Below are 17,982 nucleotides of genomic sequence, written 5' to 3'. Positions count from 1 at the left end.
GGCAGAGTTAGGGTATGAGGAAGATCTGGTCAGGCTTAGTTGTTGTAATGTCAGTCTTTTTGACAGGTGCTGCGCCGGTGAGTGGCCAACTGACAATTTACACCGAGCATTTTCCCCCATATAGCTATCTGGCCGATGATACCGTTACCGGTATTAACACTGAGCTGGTAAGGCTTAGCTGCGAAAAAGCAGGCTTAAATTGTAATTTTTTACTTTACCCCTGGTTACGTGCTTATGAAGCGGCGCAAAAAGAACCTGCAGCGGCCGTTTATTCTACCTCGCGCAATGCATTGCGCGAACCGCTGTTTAAATGGGTTGGGCCGCTGGCACATTCACATGCCAATATGTACCGGTTAAAAAGCCGGCCTGATATTAACCCCGCAACGCTGGAAGAGGCAAAACGCTATGTGGTGGCAGTTGCCCGGGGTGATGTGTACGAGCTGTATTTAAAAAGCCAGGGCTTTGAGCACGGCGTTAATTTGCTTGGGCTTACTGCCAAGGCAGATGCCGTCGGGCTATTTTTGCAAGGTAAAGTGGATTTACTGATTGGCTCTGAGCTTATTTTGCCGGTGTGGCTGGCAAAATATAACGAAACCCTGGACAGTATTGAGCCAGTGCTGGATTTATCTGTAGTAGGGGCTAACTATTTAGCACTGAACCTGGCGGTACCAAACGAAACGGTCGAAAAATTACAGCTCGCGTTAGACGAGCTGCATGCCAATGGTGAATATCAGCGCTTGATGCAGCTTTATATTCACAACAACTCAAACTGATATTCAGCGTCATCGTTGCGTAATGTCATCACATTATTGTTAAACATTACTTTGGGTTTGCTTTGCAAAAAAGTGCTGAACGCTTGTTCGCGCTGCATTAGAGGCTCTGAACAGGCCATCATAGTACTGGCCAGTTGAGAAACCACTAAGCTGCCCTCATCTAAGCTGTAATTGCCAATCATATTGTTGCAACCGGTAAAACCTGTCAGGCGGTTGTCCTGCAGGCTAAGGCGCAGCGGTTTAAGAGTAGTATCGTTGTTTAGTTGCTGGTATTGGCCTTGCGGTAAGCTTAATTGCTGGCAAGCGGTAACTAACAGCAGCAGACAGCAGGCTGCAACAGTACAGATAAAATGCTTAGTAAACATAACAGGCTCCTGATGCGTTGTGTGGCAATACACAATGCCATAGTGTAGCTAAGCGTAGGCTGAACAAGCGGCAGTAAATATTGTCATCAAAAAAAGCGATTAAATTAATTTGTTTTATTCGTTTTGATAACTGATTGCAGCACGGTACACTGGCTGCAGTTGAAACATTACCTGTGAACCAACCTAAAGGAGTAAGACTATGTCTTCTATTATCAACACTAAAATCAAGCCGTTTAAAGCTACTGCATTTCATCAGGGTAAATTCGTACCTGTTACTGAGCAAGATTTAGCTGGCAAATGGTCAGTAGTAGTATTTTACCCGGCTGACTTCACGTTCGTATGCCCAACTGAATTAGGCGATCTGGCTGATTTCTACGCTAAGTTCCAGGAAATTGGTGTTGAAGTGTACTCAGTATCTACTGACACCCATTTCACGCACAAAGCATGGCACGACGCGTCTGAAACCATCAAGAAAATCACCTACCCGATGATTGGCGACCCAACTGGTGCCATCACCCGTAATTTCGGTGTAATGATCGAAGAAGAAGGTTTAGCACTGCGTGGTACTTTCGTAATTAACCCTGAAGGCGAAATCAAAGTTGCTGAAATTCACGACTTAGGTATCGGCCGCTCAGCTGCAGAACTGTTCCGTAAAGTACAGGCTGCACAGTATGTTGCTAACCACGATGGCGAAGTATGTCCTGCTAAGTGGACGCCGGGTGAAGCAACGTTAGCACCATCTCTGGATCTGGTTGGTAAGATCTAAGTAGTGCAACAAGCTGCAGTTATTGCAGCGGGATCTGGTTACAGCCTGCGTTAAGAAGCTGTAGCTCAGCTTCCCTCTGCCAAACTCCGGTTTGGTACCCGGGCAGGCAACACCTGCCCGGCTTACCCCAAAACTGAATATTTACAGTCTGTTTTACAGGCTGAGGCTTTGTGACGCTGATTTTTTATCGTCTTATTATTTACCCAGTTAATTTTCCGGGAGTTTTTATGTTAGATACTAACCTGAAGCAACAATTAAAAACCTATCTGCAGAACCTGAAAACCGAGGTAGAGCTGGTGGTATCTTTAGACGATAGCGCCAAAGCTGCTGAAGTAAATCAACTGGCAACCGATATTGCTGAGTTATCTGATTTAGTGTCATTGCGCCGCGATGACAACGCCCTGACACGCAAGCCAGCGATGCTGGTGCGGTCAGTGGCTAACGACACCCATATCACCTTTGCCGGTGTGCCGCTGGGTCATGAATTTACCTCTTTAGTGCTGGCGCTGCTGCACAGTGGTGGCCACCCGATTAAAGTTGCTGCCGATACTATTGAGCAAATCCGCCAGCTACAGGGCAGCTTCGCCTTTGAGACCTATGTGTCGCTAAGCTGCCAAACTTGTCCGGAAGTGGTACAGGCGCTGAATATTATGTCGGCGATTAACCCCGGTATTACCAACGTGATGATTGACGGCGCTATGTTCCAGCAGGAAGTGGCCGACAAAAACATTATGGCCGTGCCATCAGTGTACTTAAACGGCGAGCTGTTCTCACAGGGCGCTATTACATTGGAAAAAATCATCCAAAAACTGGATGTAAATGCCGAAAAACGCCAGGCAGAAGCCCTGAAAAACAAAGCCGACTTTGATGTACTGGTAGTGGGCGGTGGCCCGGCCGGTGCTGCAGCCTCTATCTACGCTGCCCGTAAAGGTTTAAACACCGGTATCGTAGCCGAGCGTTTTGGTGGCCAGGTTGCCGATACCGTGGGTATTGAAAACTTTATTTCTGTGCAGTACACCGAAGGGCCAAAGCTGGTAAACAGCCTGGAAGCCCATGTACGTGAATATAACGTTGATATTATGAATAACCAGCGCGCTGTAGCACTGCGTAAAGACGGCAAGGTACAGCTGGAGTTGCAAAACGGCGCCGTACTGAACAGCAAAACGGTTATTTTAAGCCCGGGTGCGCGCTGGAGAGAAATGAATGTGCCTGGCGAGCAGGAATATCGTGGCAAAGGCGTAGCGTACTGCCCGCACTGTGACGGCCCGCTGTTTAAAGGCAAAAAAGTAGCCGTAATTGGTGGTGGTAACTCCGGTATTGAAGCAGCTATCGACTTAGCCGGTATTGTTGAGCATGTTACCGTGCTGGAATTTGCCGCTGAATTACGTGCGGATGCGGTACTGGTGAAAAAAGCCAAATCAATGGGCAATATCACTATTATCACTGAAGCGCAGTCTACCGAAGTCACTGGCGATGGTAGCCGTGTAACCGGTATTAACTACACTGACCGCAAAACCGGTGAAGCACATCATGTTGCACTGGCTGGCATCTTTGTGCAGATAGGTTTAGTGCCTAACACCGAATGGTTACGTGGTGCAGTGGAATTATCGCCACGCGGCGAAATTATTGTCGACGAGCGCGGCCAAACTTCACTGCCTGGCGTATTTGCTGCCGGTGACGCCACTACGGCGCCGTACAAGCAAATTATTATCGCCATGGGCTCAGGCGCTAATGCCGCCCTGGGTGCCTTCGATTATATGATCCGCCAGTAAAGCGCTGGCGTACAGTTTTAAACTTCACTCTCTCTGAAGCTTTGACGGCAACTGTGGTTGCCGTTTTTTTTGCTCAGGTTTCAACCATGCTTTTTACAATTCCACTTATTACAATCTTTGCATTAATTCCTTTTAGTTATATATGAGCGTAATTAACTATTTTATAAAAGCCATACAGACGGCTATGCTGCAAGCTTGAAATTCAAGTAGCAACCTGACAGCAGGAGCTGGTGTGCAGTACTTACCCTTATTTGTAAAGTTAACAGATAAACCGGTGCTGATTGTCGGCGGCGGCTCGGTAGCGCTGCGCAAAGCCGGTACTCTGCTTAGCGCTGGGGCAAAACTGACCGTAGTCGCACCGGAATTTGCTGCTGAGTTTGTGCAGTGGCAGCAAGATGGTAAAGCCGAGCTGATCAATGGCTATTTTGAACCGGGCCTGCTGGATGGCAAGCTACTGGTTATTGCTGCTACCGATATTGATGCAGTTAACGCCGCGGTATATGACGCCGCCACCGCGCGTAATATGCTGGTGAATACTGTAGACGACCAGCCCAAATGCGGCTTTATCTTTCCGTCGATTATCGACCGCAGCCCGATATTAATTGCTATCTCCAGCTTTGGCACCGCGCCGGTGTTAGCGCGACGCTTGCGTGAAAAACTTGAAACCTTATTGCCGCAGCATTTAGGGCCATTGGCAGAATTAGTTGGCCGCTTTCGCCATAAGGTAAAAGCCAAAATCAGCGGTTTTGCCGCCCGGCGGCAGTTTTGGGAGCAGGTATTTGATTCAGACGTAGTGCGTGATGTGCAGGCAAACCAACTTGAAAACGCCGAGCAACGCCTGCAGCAGCTGCTGGATCAACCGCAGCAACAAGCCGGTGAGGTTTATATAGTGGGTGCCGGCCCCGGTGATCCGGAATTGCTGACGTTAAAAGCCCTGCAACTGATGCAACAGGCTGATGTGGTGGTGTACGACTATTTGGTATCGCCTCCCATTATGGAACTGGTGCGCCGCGATGCTGAGCGTATTTGTGTCGGCAAAAAAGCTGGCGATCACTCAGTGCCGCAGCAGGATACTAACCAACTCTTGATTGATTTAGCCCTGGCCGGCAAGAAAGTTTGCCGCTTAAAAGGCGGTGATCCGTTTATTTTTGGCCGCGGCGGCGAGGAAATTCAGGCGCTGATACCGCATAACATCGCCTTTCAGGTGGTGCCGGGTGTTACCGCCGCTGCTGGTTGCGCAGCCTATGCCGGTATACCGCTAACCCACCGCGATCATGCGCAAAGTGTGCAGTTTGTGACCGGCCATTGCCGGCCGGATGGCAGCGAGCCGGATTGGCACAGCATGAGTAAAGCTAACCAGACACTGGTAATTTATATGGGGTTAATGAAAGCCGCCCATATTCAACAGCAGCTGATTAGCGCCGGGCGCAGTGGCCGCACGCCGGTAGCCATTATTGAAAACGGTACCCGCTGCGATCAGCGGGTGGTTACCGGCAGCCTGGATCAACTGGCGCAACTTATTGCGCACTACCAGCTCGGTTCACCAGCTTTGCTAGTTATTGGCGAAGTGGTAAGCTTGCAGCAGGACTTACATTGGTTTGGTAAACGGCCGCAAACTGCGGTGTTCAGCCAGACCATTACCCAGATGGAATGAGGATCATAATATGTCTGACATAGCAGGCACTTTGTCACATCTACAGCAGCTAGAAGCGGAAAGTATTCACATTTTCCGTGAAGTGGCCGCCGAGTTTAAAAAACCGGTAATGCTGTATTCAATCGGTAAAGACTCATCAGTATTACTGCATTTAGCCCGCAAAGCCTTTGCTCCGGGTAAAATTCCGTTTCCGTTGTTGCACGTTGATACCAACTGGAAATTCCGCGAGATGATCGAGTTTCGCGATCGCTTAGCCAAACAGTACAACTTTGAGCTGCTGGTGCATAAAAACCCGGAAGGCTTAGCGATGAATATTAATCCCTTTATTCATGGCAGTGCCAAACACACCGACATTATGAAAACTCAGGGCTTAAAACAGGCGCTGAATGCCTACGGCTTTGACGCGGCCTTTGGTGGGGCACGGCGCGATGAAGAAAAATCCCGTGCTAAAGAGCGGGTGTATTCGTTTCGCGACAAACATCACCGCTGGGACCCGAAAAACCAACGGCCAGAGCTGTGGAATATCTACAACGGTGCCATTAACGAAGGCGAAAGTATCCGCGTGTTTCCGCTGTCGAACTGGACAGAGCTGGATATCTGGTTGTATATCCTGCAGGAAAATATCGACATAGTACCGCTGTATTTAGCCAAGCCACGGCCGGTTGTTGAGCGTAACGGCACCCTGATTATGGTAGACGACGAACGTATGCCGCTGGAACCGGGTGAAACGCCGCAGTTAAAGTCGGTACGCTTCAGAACCCTGGGCTGTTATCCGCTGACAGGTGCTATTGAATCTACCGCCGATACGCTGGAAGGCATAGTGGAAGAGATGCTGCGCGCCCGCACATCGGAGCGCCAGGGCCGGGTGATTGATCAGGATCAGTCCGGTATGGAACTGAAAAAACGCGAGGGTTATTTCTAATGTCATCATCTTTGGTTACCTCGTTAAACGAGCAATTAAACAGCCTGGGTATTCGCGGTTATTTACAGCAGCATCAGGACAAAGGCCTGCTACGGGTACTTACCTGCGGCAGTGTTGATGATGGCAAAAGCACCTTAATCGGCCGCCTGCTGCACGACAGCCAACAGTTGTACGATGATCAACTGGATGCGTTAAAGCGCGATCATAAAGGCCGTAACAGTGAAGGCGAGTTAGAGCTGGCGATGCTGGTTGACGGCTTGCAGGCTGAGCGCGAGCAAGGCATTACTATTGACGTGGCGTACCGCTATTTCTCTACTACCGAGCGCAAGTTTATTCTGGCTGATACGCCGGGCCACGAGCAATACACCCGCAATATGGCCACCGGCGCTTCCACCTCTGATGTTGCCATTTTGCTGATCGATGCCCGCTACGGTGTGCAAACCCAAACCCGACGCCACAGCTTTATCTGCGCTTTGCTGGGCATTAAGCACTTAATTGTTGCCGTGAATAAAATGGATATCGTTGGCTACAGCGAGCACATTTATAACGCTATAGTGCAGGACGTGCAGGCACTGATGGCGCAATTGCAGGTGCCAACGGTAGATGTGGTGCCGATCAGCGCACTAAAAGGCGAAAACATTTTAACGCTGTCGGCCAATATGCCGTGGTACACCGGTACGGCACTGTTGCCGCGGCTGGAAACTCTGCCAATACCGCAGCGCGGTGGTGCCGCAACACGGTTCCCGGTGCAGTATGTTAATAGGCCAGATCTGGATTTTCGTGGTTTTGCCGGTACCCTGGTTAGCGGCCGTTTAGCTGTTGGCCAGGCCGTTACTGCCTATCCGTCAGGTAAAAAGAGCACCATTAAGCAAATTGTCAGCTTTGCCGGTGAACAGCCATCAGCCACCGCTGGTGAAGCCATCACACTAACGCTGAACGATGAAATTGATATCAGCCGTGGCGACTGGCTGGTGCCGTCGGATAACACTGTCAATTTAAGCAACCGTGCCCTGGCCTATGTAGTGTGGTTTAACGACCAGCCGCTACAAACCGGCCGTTTATACGATTTAAAACTGGCGACGCGAAAAAGCAGTGTCAGCATTAACCGGCTAAACCATAAGGTAAATATCAATACGCTGGCGCAGGAAGCGGCAGAGCAGGTTGCCATGAACGATATCGCGCTGGTAGAGCTGGAGTTAACCGAAACTTTGCCACTGGATACCTTCAGAACCCAACCCGGCACCGGTAACTTTATTCTGATCGATCGCTTAACCAATGCTACCGTCGCGGCTGGTTTAATTCAGAACGTATTGGCAGAAGAAAAAGCCGCCAGCACCAATATCAGCGCTTTTGAGCTGGAACTGAATGCACTGATCCGTAAGCACTTTCCACACTGGGGTGCGCAGGATGTGCGTGAGTTGTTTAAAGCAGGGTTGGACAAGGAAGAACAGTAATGCCGTATCAGCAGTATGGTGTAATCGCACTGCTACTGGCGTTAGTGGCGGGGCTGGTGCTCAGCAAACGCTCACCGGCGCAGTGGTTTGGCGGTGCCCTGCTGCTGAGTTATTTGCTGGGGTGGTTGCCGCTGGAAAGTGCGCTACAAAACTTCGCCAATCCGTCGCTTATTACGCTGCTATTGCTGCTAATGGTGTCAATTGGCATTGAAAAATCACAATTAGTTAGCTGGCTTAGCCGCGGTTTTGCCGGCAAGCGTTTAAGCAGTGTTATTGCCCGCTTAAGTTTATCCAGTGCGCTAATGTCGGCTTTTATTAACAACACGGCGGTGGTGTCTACGCTGATGTCATCGCTTAGGCATCATAACCATTTTGCCGCGTCTAAATTGCTGTTGCCGTTGTCGTACAGCGCTATTCTCGGCGGTATGCTAACGCTGATTGGCACCTCAACCAACCTTATCGTTAATGGCTTTGTTGAACAAAGCGGTGAACCTCTGCTGGGCTTTTTTGACTTTACCCTGCTTGGCGCTCTGGTGCTGACAGCAGGTACCATAGTACTGGTGATCGGCAGCCACTGGCTGCCCGATAACAGCAAAAATGCCAGCCATGCCACTCCCTATTATCTTACCGCTCATGTGCGCAGCGACAGCCAGCTTATCGGCAAAAGCGTAGAGCAAAACCAGTTGCGTGAGTTACAGGCCTTGTTTTTGGCTGAAATTCAGCGCGGCCCGCAGCGTATTTGCCCGGTAACGCCGGAGACAGTAATCGAAGCCGGTGACGAGCTGCGCTTTGTCGGCGATCTGGAAGCGGTATCGCGCTTACAGCAATTTCCCGGTTTAGAGCTGCTACGCCAGGACCAACAGCAGGGCGAATTGCTTGAGGCCGTACTTAGCTACAGCTCGCGCTTAGTGGGCAAAAGTTTAAAACAAATTCGGTTTCGCCATGAATACGATGCGGTGGTCATTGCCGTGCGCCGCGGCCATGAGCGGCTACAGGGTGGTTTAGGCGATCTGGTGTTGCATGCCGGTGATGTATTAATTTTATCGGTGGGTAAACATTTCCCCGGCCAGCATCAGCTTAGCCAGGAGTTTATTTACGTTAATGGCTTATCTATTTCTACGCCGCTGTCAAAAAAACGCAGCCATTGGGTATTGCTTGGTTTTGTGACGGCGCTGGCGCTGTCTATTTTCGATATAGTGCCACTGATTAAAAGCCTGCCGGTGCTGTTGCTGGCCTATGTTGCTGGTGGCGCAGTAACGGTAAATGAAATTAAAAACCGTTTTCCGCTGGAGCTATGGCTAATTGTCGGCTCGGCTATTGGCCTGGCGCAACTGATGATCCAAACCGGGGTTGCCGGCCAGGTGGCCGATGGTTTGATCACGCTGGTAGATGGCAGTGGCGCTTACGGTGCGCTGGTCGCAGTATTTGTTGCCACCTGGATGTTTACCGAGCTGGTAACCAATAATGCCGCCGCCGCGCTGACGTTTCCTATTGCCTATGCCATAGCGCAAAACCTGGGGGTAGATCCGGTACCATTTTTTATGGCGGTGGCTTTTGGCGCTTCGGCCAGTTTTATTTCGCCGTTTGGTTATCAAACCAACCTGATGGTGTATTCGGCCGGTAATTACCAGTTGCGTGATTATATTCGTCTCGGCGTACCGATGGCGTTGGTATACAGTGCGGTAGTATTGATATTTTTACCGCTGATTTATCCGTTTTAAGTGATGAAGAGCAATGACACATAACGATATTAAATGGCAACAGCATGATGTTAACGCCGCGCAGCGCCAGGCTTTATTTGGCCACCAAAGTGCGGTGATCTGGTTTACCGGTTTATCCGGCTCGGGCAAATCCAGTGTAGCCAATGCGCTGGAGCAGGCTTTGGCAGCGCAGGGCAAACATACCTATTTGCTTGATGGTGACAATGTGCGCCACGGTTTATGTGCTGATTTAGGTTTTAGCGCCGAGGACAGAACCGAAAACCTGCGCCGTGTTGGCGCGGTGGCCGGCTTAATGGTTGATGCCGGCTTGCTGGTATTAAGTGCCTTTATTTCGCCGTACCGTAGTCAGCGTGAACTGGTAAAAAGCCTTATTCCGCCGGGCAAGTTTATTGAAGTGCATATCGCCACCCCGCTGGAAGTTTGCGAGCAGCGCGATGTAAAAGGGCTGTACAAAAAAGCCCGCGCCGGCGAAATCAGCCACTTTACCGGTATTTCTGACCCATACGAGGCGCCACAAGCGGCCGATTTGGTGTTGGACACCTCAGTAACATCGCTGGAAGATAGCGTGCAGCAGTTGCTGGAATTGCTGAAGCAAAAGCAGATTATTAGCTAGGAGAGCGCTTCGACAGCCAACAGCACACGGGGACGCCGTAAATATGTCCCTATAGGCTCCTCTCCGGCATCCCTGCCGGAGACGCCCCGCTTAGCTGTTGTCTGTCTGCGCTGCATATTCCGGTGTAACGCCGGATAAAAAAGGACACTTATATGAATTATTTGCCAGCCATTGTCGACATAGCAGAACAAGCCGGTCAGGCGATCCTCGCGGTATATCAGCAAGACAACGCCGCCTTTAATATCACCGGCAAAGCCGATGACTCACCGCTGACAGCAGCCGATTTAGCAGCGCACCAACTGATAGTAAAAGCCTTAACTGCACTGACACCAGAGCTGCCCATACTGTCAGAAGAAGCCGCCGATATCAGCTGGGATATCCGCCAACGCTGGCAGCGTTACTGGCTGGTTGACCCATTGGATGGCACCAAAGAGTTTATTAAGCGTAACGGCGAATTTACCGTTAATATCGCGCTGATTGATAACGGCGAGCCGGTGCTGGGCGTAATTCATGCGCCAGTGCTGGCTAAAACCTACTACGCCGCTAAAGGCGAAGGCGCTTTTGTTAAAACCGCCGGCGAAACGCGCGCCATTCAGGTTGCAAAGCCTGGTGACACTGTTCGTGTAGTCGGCAGCCGCAGCCATCCCAGCCCCGATTTAGCCGGCTGTCTGGCCCAGTTTGCACAGCATGAAATGGTGCCGGTGGGTAGCTCATTAAAATTCTGTTTAGTGGCCGACGGCAGCGCCGATGTCTATCCGCGCTTTGGCCCTACCATGCAGTGGGACACCGGCGCCGGCCATATTATTGCGCTGGAAGCCGGCGCCACAGTAAGCTTCGACGGTATCGCCAGCAAGGTGTATCAGCGTGAAAACCTGCGTAACCCTAATTTTATCGTGTCGGCAGTTAACGACTAACTTTAGAAAATTCGTTACACTAAACGTAATTACTATGGGTGAATTATGCGTTTAGATAAATATATATGTGACTGCACCGGCTTAACCCGCAGTCAGGCCGGTAAAGTGATCCGGCAAAAATTAGTAACAATGAACGGCGAACTGGTAAAGCAAGCCGCGCTGCAGGTAAAAGACAGTGACGTGGTATGCCTTGATGGCGAGCAACTGCAGCTGATAGGCCTGCGCTACTTTATGTTGCACAAGCCGGATGGCTATATCTGTTCTACTGAAGACCCTGATCACCCAACGGTATTTACCTTAATGGACGAGCCATTAATTGAGCGGTTGCACACCGTCGGCCGGCTCGATTTAGACACCACCGGTCTAGTGTTAATCACTGATGACGGTCAGTGGTCGCACCGTATCAGCAGCCCCAAGCATCACGTGGCTAAAACCTACCGCGTCTGGACTGCCGACCCAATCCCTACAGCAGCAATTGCGCAATTTGCCGAAGGTGTAATGCTGCGTAATGAGAAAAACGCTACCTTACCGGCACAACTGGAAATAGTCAGCGAAACCGAAGCCCTGCTTACCATCCACGAAGGCCGCTACCATCAGGTTAAACGCATGTTTGCCGCTATTGGTAATAAAGTTGAGCGTTTGCACCGCGAGAAAATCGGAGGCCTGCAACTGCCAGATGATTTAGCTGAAGGCGAGTACCGGCAGTTAACGTTAGCGGAGCGGAAGTTGATTCAACATTAGAATCTAGTGTTAATATTTGAAGCCGATGTGAAATCACATCGGCTTCATTCGCAACATCAATTACTCAAGGGCCAGATTAGGCTAACCGTGCCTGGAAAATGAGCCGTTTACTTTTTCTTCTCGCTTGCAACGGGTTGGCCATACTTGGGAGATCTTGGGCCATATAGCAATCCATTATGGCTTTCTGCAAACAGCAGCCGGTTGGTGCTGATTGCTGCAATATCAAAGCCGCGGTCGGTAATGGTTTCGAGGATTTGGTTCATTGCCGCCTCTACCAGCATTCCTACCAGACCACCACCACTGCTACCGCGAGATTCGGCAGATGATGCGCTTTTGCTGTCTTGCCACAACACAACACCTGAACGTAAATCGACCAAGGTCGCAGAGATTGTCACTATGGTTTCACTGGATAGCACTACATAATTGGTGCCGTATTTGTCTATCGTTATATAAAGGCCGGTATCTGCACCAAAAATTTCGTGGACTTTACTAAAAGGCACAGCATGGATATCTGTCGCTTCGGTTAAACCATTGCTCCGGAACGTTTGCTCAACCAAAGCCACAGGAAACACATAGTAGCCAGATTCAGCGATAGGCTGCGAGATCTGTGACATCAGGCTGTAAGGTGCTACCACTTCGACACTGTTATTAATCGGTGGCAACACCAATATTGAATGAGGATCAGCACTGCGAAACGCGCTGTAATCGTGTGCAGGCGGCGCACTGACACAACCTGCTAAAACAACGACAGCACCTACAAGGTATAATTTTAACCAATGCATATCAGGCTCCTTGCCGTGATTTTAATAAAAAGTCGAGATACTGTGTTGACTCGGGGAACAACGCTTTTTCATATTCAAAATGTTGTTGCCCCTGGGGGACATTGCCCGTATCGAAATACAATAAACCAAGATGGGCATGAATGCCTGGTGCTACTGGCTTACCTGCGGCCTCTGCAGCTTGTATGATTTGTTGCAAAGTGGCTATCTGATCTGCTGGTGTCGTTTCATCAGCTTTGAAATAGGTGTAAACCGCTTTGTTATATTCGCCATGGTAATAAAGGGATTCAGTGGTTTTACACGCAGAGAGACTTAACAGCACGCTAAGTACACATACTATTTTCTTCATGATAATGTCCCTATTCCGCTTGCCACTGACCAGATTCTAAACCGGTGACGAGCTTGTTAACCACTTCACGAATAGCCAAATCAAGTACTTTGCCATTAAGTGTGGCATCGTAGCTTGCTGTGCTGCCAAAGCCGATCACTTCTCTTTCAGACAGGCTATATTCGCCAGCGCCCTGAACAGAGTAAATGACCTCAGAGCTAGTAACATCAACCACATTTAACGTCACTTTTGAATACGCAATCTGCGACTTACCTTTACCCAAAATACCAAACAGTTGTCTATCACCAATAGCTTTGCGACCAAATTCGGTTACATCACCGGTAATAACGTAACGGGCTCCTTTCAGTGACTGCTGCACGCCAGTGATTTCAGCTTCGCCTGACAACAACTGCATATTGTCGCGGTCCATTACACTAAAGCGATTAGTTTGTTGTAAATGGCTGATGAGTGATGTTTTAGCCTGATTACCAAGCATATCAACACCGGTAGAAAACAATCCGTTTTGGAAGTTGGCACGATTAACAAACTGGCCTACCACCAACTTGCTCTTAGTACCGTTATAGCTGGTGCCATAGCTTGCTACTTTTGGCGTTTCAATTACTTGTGACGAGGTAGACGCACAACCATTCAATAGCACGGCAGCAACCCCAGCCACGAAAACCGCTTTCGCTGAGCGGTTAATTGTCCTCTTCATATGTATTCCTTGAATTATAAATTGGTTTATAACGGATTGATTAACATGTAAAAATAAAGGTAAGGTAGTGCAAGGCACAGGAGGTGGCTTAGCAAAAGTAATATCCCTATCTACGCAAGTTTTATACATTATTTTAGCGAAAATATGCAATAGGATGTCACTACTATATTTTCAATAATAAGTAACGAACAGCAGCCCCAGTCTCTTTGTTATACAGAATATTATTACTGCGCAGTTATCCAGCTAATTGAAAGGCAAGCAACAACAATCGATACCACAAAAACGCAGTTTAGTGTTACTAAATTTATGGTGTGTTAAACCGATGTAATTCTACTTAAAAAGGCCTACAGGCCTGAGGTATCCCAACAAAATTGCTAGTTAAAACAAAAAGATGAACTCAGAAGGAACATTCATGACGTTCGGTGATCAGATCTATCGCCAAACAAACCTACCAAGGACACGCCATGAATGTTCTGCAAATGCTAACTCGTTTTGTCAAAACCGTCACGCCCAATATGCACAGTCAGCGCCGCCAGGCGCTTGAAGCGTGCGTGAAAAGTGCTATCCATCAAAATAAGCTGACTATCACCCAGCTTGGTCGTGGTATTGGAGGTAAAGCTTATGAGAAGCACCGGATAAAGCGTGCTGACAGACTGTGCTCAAATGGGCATTTATACCGGGAGTTACCGTTGATTTACGGTGCGCTGGTTAAGCTGGTTGCATCGTCAGTGCCACGACCCGTTATCCTCGTAGATTGGTCAGATTTAGATGCCAGCCGCCGTCACTTCCTGTTGCGTGCTTCTTTAGCCTTTGATGGCCGCGCGGTAACGTTGTACGAGCAGGTGCACCCACTATGTCGAAAAGAGAAGCCGGCGGTACATCTGGCGTTTCTTCAGCACCTAAAAGCGATGCTGCCAGAGAAGTGCAAGCCGATTATCGTCAGTGATGCGGGCTTCCAGGTACCCTGGTTCCGGCAAGTACTGAACATGGGCTGGGATTATATTGGTCGTATTCGTAATCGCACCTTATATACACTTGATAACGGTGAGAGCTGGTTACCCTGCAAAGGACTTTATACTAAAGCGAGAGCCAAGCCACAGTGTTATGAACAGGTGATGTTCACTAGAGCAAACCCGCTTATTGCGAACTGGGTTCTGCTCAAAACACCCGCTAAAGGACGTAAGCTACTGAACCGATTTGGTCAGTCACGGCGCGACTCGCCAAGCAAAGATGCCGCCAGAGCAGCGCGTGAACCCTGGCTGCTGGCAACGTCATTACCAACACACTCCATTACTCAAGTGCAAGGCGTGGTGAATTGCTACGCATCACGTATGCAAATAGAAGAGAGCTTCCGCGACCAAAAATCTACTCGGTTTGGTTTAGGCATGTCATTGCATGAGTCTGGATGCCATGAACGATTAGCCGTTCTGGTTTTAATCGGTACATTAGCCTTGTTTGCTATGCTCTTTATTGGCGTAGCAGCAGAACAAGCTGGGTTAGCTAAGCGTTTCCAAGCGAACACAATCAGGCACCGGAAGGTACTAAGCTACTGCTATGTTGCGGCAAGATTACTACATCAGAACGAACTCCAGATTGTTCTAAAACACTGGCTATCCGGCATTTTTTACTTCAGACAAAAAACGGCAGAGTATGGATTGTGTTGGAGCTGAATTCGTGGGGATCCCTCAGCCTACAGGCCTAAGTTTAAAATAGCTCTAAAGATTCGCCTGCGGTTGGCGGCTCTTTATCTGACCTCGTCTTGGCATTAAGCCGCGCTCGACGCTGGCTTAGCAGTTTTAAGATATGTGCGCGCTCTTCCACCGGCTTGGCATGCCAGTTAAAGCGCTCATCGCGTGAGCGCAAGCAGCCAATGCAGTAGCCGCGGCTGTTGCTTTGGCACACACCGATACAGGGATTGGGCAGTTCAAACAGCTCTAACTGATCCACAGGCCACCACGCTGACTAACGAATAACTTAAGTGTACGTTGCCTATCACTACAGGTGCAAACTATCGAACCGGTTTACACACACCAACACGCCGTAAATACATCCCTGTAGGCTCGATTATAAACTTCATCCATGAAGTTTATCCTGCGGACCAGAAGAGCTGTTCAAATTCGCTCCGGGCGAATTTGTCAGCATCCTGGCCTGCAACGGTTGGTTTGGTATAAGCCGATTCTCACTCCAGTGCCGCCGCTTCCCAACTGACTATTTTTTAGCAGATCGCAAAAACAAGTTGACTTCAGACTGATAGACGGCTATTTCTATTAGCCAATTGCGCTGCTAAAAAGCGCTGAATAACAAATACAGATTTCAACCAAGCAGATAAGTAAGAATCAAATTATGCGTTTAGCTATTGTTCTGAACATTATTGTCCTCGTGGTCGTGGTGATTATTAATCTCCGCGGGGGCGGTGTTTTGGAAAAAAAGTAGCGTAAAAAGCGAATTCCAACAAAACCCCCGCTCCGCAAGGACCGGGGGTTTTGTCGTTTCAGGGCATTAGAAAAGTTAAACAAGGCAAGAGGACAGAACATGAAAGGCGCAGAATTGGTACTACAGGTGCTGCAGCAACACGGGGTCGATACCATTTTCGGCTACCCCGGTGGCGCTATTATGCCGATTTACGATGCCTTGTATCAAAGCGAGGTTAAGCACTACCTGTGCCGGCATGAGCAGGGGGGCGCCTTCTCGGCCATTGGCTATGCACGTGCTTCCGGTAAGGTTGGCGTGTGTATGGCTACCTCTGGCCCAGGTGCAACTAACCTGATCACCTCGCTGGCCGATGCCATGCTGGACTCGGTACCGGTAGTAGCCATTACCGGACAGGTATCACAAGCGGTGATGGGCACCGATGCGTTTCAGGAGATAGATGTACTGGGTTTAAGCCTGGCGGTGACCAAACACAGCTTTATGGTGCGCAGCGCAGAAGAGCTGGCCGCAACCCTGCACGAGGCCTTTGCTATTGCCCAAAGCGGCCGCCCGGGTCCGGTGCTGGTTGATATCCCTAAAGACGTGCAATTGGCAGAAATTGATTATCAGCCAGAGAATGGTTCAACAGCAAAAGCGGCACCAGTAAATACCTCGCTGGCCAATGCCGCCAAAGCACGCGCTTTAATAGCGGCGGCGAAAAAGCCGATGGCTTATATCGGTGGTGGCGTGCATATGGCGGGTGCGATGAATCAGCTGCAGCAGTTTTTAGCCGCTAACCCAATGCCGTCGGTAACCACGTTAAAAGCTATGGGCTCGGTGGCAAAAGACAATGCGCATTACCTGGGCATGCTGGGTATGCACGGCACCCAGGCAGCGAATTTAGCGGTGCAGCAGTGCGATTTACTGATTTGCTTAGGCGCCCGTTTTGACGACCGGGTAACCGGCAACCTGCAAAAGTTTGCACCGCTGGCCAAGGTGATCCACGTTGATATTGATCCGGCCGAAATTAACAAGGTACGTTTTGCCAATGTAGCGCTGCTGGGCGATATGAAGCAGATACTACCGGCAATATCAGCCGGTACTAACTGTGCGGCTTGGCTGACGCAGTGTGCACAGTTAAAGCAGCAATACGGCTGGCGCTATGATCACCCGGGCGAGCGCATTTATGCGCCGCTGATGTTAAAGCAGTTAAGCGAGCGCATGCCGGATAACAGCGTAGTGTGCTGCGATGTTGGCCAGCACCAGATGTGGGTAGCCCAGCATATGCGCTTTAGCAGCCCGCGTAATCATTTATCCAGCGGTGGCCTGGGCACTATGGGCTTTGGTTTGCCGGCGGCAATAGGCGCTAAGTTAGCCCGACCGCAAGACACGGTAATCACGGTATCGGGTGACGGCTCTTTTATGATGAACGTGCAGGAACTGGCCACTATTAAGCGTTTTCGGCTGCCGGTAAAAATTGTCATTGTCGATAACCAACGGCTGGGCATGGTGAAGCAGTGGCAGCAGCTGTTTTTTAACGAGCGTTACAGCGAAACCGATTTATCGGACAACCCGGATTTTGTCGCGCTGGCGGCGGCCTTTGCTATCCCCGGCCACTGCATTACGCGTAAAGACGAGGTGGAAAGCGCACTGGAAGCCATGTTTACCTGGCCAGGACCTTATCTGCTGCATGTATGTATTGATGATAAAGACAACGTCTGGCCGTTAGTGCCGCCGGGTGCTGCTAATGAAGAGATGATCACGGAGCTGAAAGCATGAACCACGTACTGAATATCACCGCCACTAACACCCCGGCTGTAGTAGAGCGCCTGTTACAGGTTACCCGCTATCGCGGCTATGAATTAGCCGGCTTGCAGCTGACACCACGTCATGACGCCAAAAGCCTGAATATTACGCTGACCGTCAGTGGTGATAAGCCAATTCACTTATTAACCAGCCAGCTGGATAAACTGTACGATATTCAGCAACTGGAACTGGCCGGCACTGAGCTGGCAGTGCTAAGCGCATAACACTGAATTAAACCTATACTTTTTAT

Annotated in this window: 18 protein-coding genes; 13 read left to right on the top strand and 5 right to left on the bottom strand. The window is 49.7% G+C overall.

Going from position 1 to position 17,982, the window contains the following annotated elements:
• Positions 1-14 precede the first annotated feature (14 nt).
• Complete coding sequence (locus tag AR688_RS16460) at positions 15-773, top strand: substrate-binding periplasmic protein (RefSeq protein ID WP_197412262.1); 759 nt, start codon at positions 15-17, stop codon at positions 771-773.
• Here the strand turns inward: AR688_RS16460 and AR688_RS16455 are convergent.
• On the bottom strand, positions 755-1,138 hold the full coding sequence (locus AR688_RS16455; RefSeq protein ID WP_068236504.1) for an META domain-containing protein: 384 nt from the start codon (positions 1,136-1,138) through the stop codon (positions 755-757). The two genes, AR688_RS16460 and AR688_RS16455, sit on opposite strands and share 19 nt — an antisense overlap.
• Positions 1,139-1,337: 199 nt before the next feature.
• Here AR688_RS16455 and ahpC point away from each other — a divergent pair, with 199 nt between their 5' ends.
• From ahpC to rsuA, 9 genes are all read left to right on the top strand, one after another.
• Positions 1,338-1,904, top strand: coding sequence for an alkyl hydroperoxide reductase subunit C (gene ahpC, locus AR688_RS16450; protein WP_068236501.1), 567 nt, complete (start codon positions 1,338-1,340; stop codon positions 1,902-1,904).
• A gap of 227 nt (positions 1,905-2,131) precedes the next feature.
• Positions 2,132-3,676 (top strand): alkyl hydroperoxide reductase subunit F, encoded by a 1,545-nt coding sequence (gene ahpF, locus AR688_RS16445; RefSeq protein ID WP_068237257.1) that lies wholly within the window; start codon positions 2,132-2,134, stop codon positions 3,674-3,676.
• 232 nt (positions 3,677-3,908) lie between these two features.
• Positions 3,909-5,330: a siroheme synthase CysG gene (gene cysG, locus AR688_RS16440; protein WP_068236498.1), complete on the top strand. Its 1,422-nt coding sequence runs from the start codon at positions 3,909-3,911 to the stop codon at positions 5,328-5,330.
• A gap of 10 nt (positions 5,331-5,340) precedes the next feature.
• On the top strand, positions 5,341-6,252 hold the full coding sequence (gene cysD, locus AR688_RS16435) for a sulfate adenylyltransferase subunit CysD (RefSeq protein ID WP_068236495.1): 912 nt from the start codon (positions 5,341-5,343) through the stop codon (positions 6,250-6,252).
• Positions 6,252-7,706, top strand: a complete 1,455-nt coding sequence (gene cysN, locus AR688_RS16430; RefSeq protein ID WP_082694820.1) for a sulfate adenylyltransferase subunit CysN — start codon at positions 6,252-6,254, stop codon at positions 7,704-7,706. The genes cysD and cysN overlap by 1 nt, the downstream gene beginning before the upstream one ends.
• Positions 7,706-9,427: an SLC13 family permease gene (locus tag AR688_RS16425; RefSeq protein ID WP_068236492.1), complete on the top strand. Its 1,722-nt coding sequence runs from the start codon at positions 7,706-7,708 to the stop codon at positions 9,425-9,427. The genes cysN and AR688_RS16425 overlap by 1 nt, the downstream gene beginning before the upstream one ends.
• 13 nt (positions 9,428-9,440) lie before the next feature.
• The gene (cysC, locus tag AR688_RS16420) at positions 9,441-10,040 is read left to right on the top strand and encodes an adenylyl-sulfate kinase (protein ID WP_068236490.1); all 600 of its coding nucleotides are present in this window, start codon (positions 9,441-9,443) and stop codon (positions 10,038-10,040) included.
• Between the two features lie 152 nt (positions 10,041-10,192).
• Positions 10,193-10,954 carry a 3'(2'),5'-bisphosphate nucleotidase CysQ gene (cysQ, locus tag AR688_RS16415; protein ID WP_068236486.1) on the top strand — a complete coding sequence of 254 codons (762 nt, stop codon included), beginning with the start codon at positions 10,193-10,195 and terminating at the stop codon, positions 10,952-10,954.
• A gap of 45 nt (positions 10,955-10,999) precedes the next feature.
• Positions 11,000-11,695 (top strand): 16S rRNA pseudouridine(516) synthase RsuA, encoded by a 696-nt coding sequence (rsuA, locus tag AR688_RS16410; RefSeq protein WP_068236484.1) that lies wholly within the window; start codon positions 11,000-11,002, stop codon positions 11,693-11,695.
• 107 nt (positions 11,696-11,802) lie between these two features.
• Here rsuA and AR688_RS16405 read toward each other — a convergent pair whose 3' ends face one another.
• Genes AR688_RS16405 through AR688_RS16395 form a run of 3 tightly spaced genes read right to left on the bottom strand, consistent with a single transcriptional unit; the run spans position 11,803 to position 13,517 of the window.
• A complete protein-coding gene (locus AR688_RS16405; RefSeq protein ID WP_068236481.1) occupies positions 11,803-12,477 on the bottom strand; it encodes a DUF799 domain-containing protein in 675 nt (224 codons plus the stop codon).
• 1 nt (position 12,478) lies between these two features.
• Entirely contained in the window at positions 12,479-12,823 is a 345-nt protein-coding gene (locus AR688_RS16400; protein WP_068236475.1) for a DUF4810 domain-containing protein, read from the bottom strand.
• A 10-nt stretch (positions 12,824-12,833) separates the two neighbouring features.
• Entirely contained in the window at positions 12,834-13,517 is a 684-nt protein-coding gene (locus AR688_RS16395) for a CsgG/HfaB family protein (protein ID WP_068236473.1), read from the bottom strand.
• Positions 13,518-13,981: 464 nt separating this feature from the next.
• On the opposite strand from AR688_RS16395, the gene AR688_RS16390 reads away from it, so the two are divergent.
• Positions 13,982-15,187, top strand: coding sequence for an IS4 family transposase (locus tag AR688_RS16390; protein ID WP_068236468.1), 1,206 nt, complete (start codon positions 13,982-13,984; stop codon positions 15,185-15,187).
• Between the two features lie 34 nt (positions 15,188-15,221).
• Here AR688_RS16390 and AR688_RS16385 read toward each other — a convergent pair whose 3' ends face one another.
• Positions 15,222-15,464 (bottom strand): DUF1289 domain-containing protein, encoded by a 243-nt coding sequence (locus AR688_RS16385; protein WP_068236466.1) that lies wholly within the window; start codon positions 15,462-15,464, stop codon positions 15,222-15,224.
• 585 nt (positions 15,465-16,049) lie between these two features.
• Here AR688_RS16385 and ilvG point away from each other — a divergent pair.
• Both ilvG and ilvM read left to right on the top strand, forming a co-directional pair.
• Positions 16,050-17,705, top strand: a complete 1,656-nt coding sequence (ilvG, locus tag AR688_RS16380; RefSeq protein WP_068236463.1) for an acetolactate synthase 2 catalytic subunit — start codon at positions 16,050-16,052, stop codon at positions 17,703-17,705.
• Positions 17,702-17,956, top strand: coding sequence for an acetolactate synthase 2 small subunit (gene ilvM / locus AR688_RS16375; protein WP_068236460.1), 255 nt, complete (start codon positions 17,702-17,704; stop codon positions 17,954-17,956). Before ilvG ends, ilvM begins: the two co-directional genes overlap by 4 nt.
• Positions 17,957-17,982 lie beyond the last annotated feature (26 nt).

It is taken from the genome of Rheinheimera sp. EpRS3 (assembly GCF_001513785.1).
Lineage (GTDB): Bacteria > Pseudomonadota > Gammaproteobacteria > Enterobacterales > Alteromonadaceae > Alishewanella.
The sequence above is the reverse complement of the archived record's forward strand: the minus strand, read 5'-3'. Positions and strand labels throughout refer to the sequence as shown.

Bases quoted from the DNA above. Each gene is read 5' to 3' on its own strand.
- AR688_RS16460 (WP_197412262.1), top strand. From the start codon at position 15: ATGAGGAAGATCTGGTCAGGCTTAGTTGTTGTAATGTCAGTCTTTTTG.
- AR688_RS16455 (WP_068236504.1), bottom strand. From the start codon at position 1,138: ATGTTTACTAAGCATTTTATCTGTACTGTTGCAGCCTGCTGTCTGCTG.
- ahpC (WP_068236501.1), top strand. From the start codon at position 1,338: ATGTCTTCTATTATCAACACTAAAATCAAGCCGTTTAAAGCTACTGCA.
- ahpF (WP_068237257.1), top strand. From the start codon at position 2,132: ATGTTAGATACTAACCTGAAGCAACAATTAAAAACCTATCTGCAGAAC.
- cysD (WP_068236495.1), top strand. From the start codon at position 5,341: ATGTCTGACATAGCAGGCACTTTGTCACATCTACAGCAGCTAGAAGCG.
- cysN (WP_082694820.1), top strand. From the start codon at position 6,252: ATGTCATCATCTTTGGTTACCTCGTTAAACGAGCAATTAAACAGCCTG.
- AR688_RS16425 (WP_068236492.1), top strand. From the start codon at position 7,706: ATGCCGTATCAGCAGTATGGTGTAATCGCACTGCTACTGGCGTTAGTG.
- cysC (WP_068236490.1), top strand. From the start codon at position 9,441: ATGACACATAACGATATTAAATGGCAACAGCATGATGTTAACGCCGCG.
- cysQ (WP_068236486.1), top strand. From the start codon at position 10,193: ATGAATTATTTGCCAGCCATTGTCGACATAGCAGAACAAGCCGGTCAG.
- rsuA (WP_068236484.1), top strand. From the start codon at position 11,000: ATGCGTTTAGATAAATATATATGTGACTGCACCGGCTTAACCCGCAGT.
- AR688_RS16405 (WP_068236481.1), bottom strand. From the start codon at position 12,477: ATGCATTGGTTAAAATTATACCTTGTAGGTGCTGTCGTTGTTTTAGCA.
- AR688_RS16400 (WP_068236475.1), bottom strand. From the start codon at position 12,823: ATGAAGAAAATAGTATGTGTACTTAGCGTGCTGTTAAGTCTCTCTGCG.
- AR688_RS16395 (WP_068236473.1), bottom strand. From the start codon at position 13,517: ATGAAGAGGACAATTAACCGCTCAGCGAAAGCGGTTTTCGTGGCTGGG.
- AR688_RS16390 (WP_068236468.1), top strand. From the start codon at position 13,982: ATGAATGTTCTGCAAATGCTAACTCGTTTTGTCAAAACCGTCACGCCC.
- ilvG (WP_068236463.1), top strand. From the start codon at position 16,050: ATGAAAGGCGCAGAATTGGTACTACAGGTGCTGCAGCAACACGGGGTC.
- ilvM (WP_068236460.1), top strand. From the start codon at position 17,702: ATGAACCACGTACTGAATATCACCGCCACTAACACCCCGGCTGTAGTA.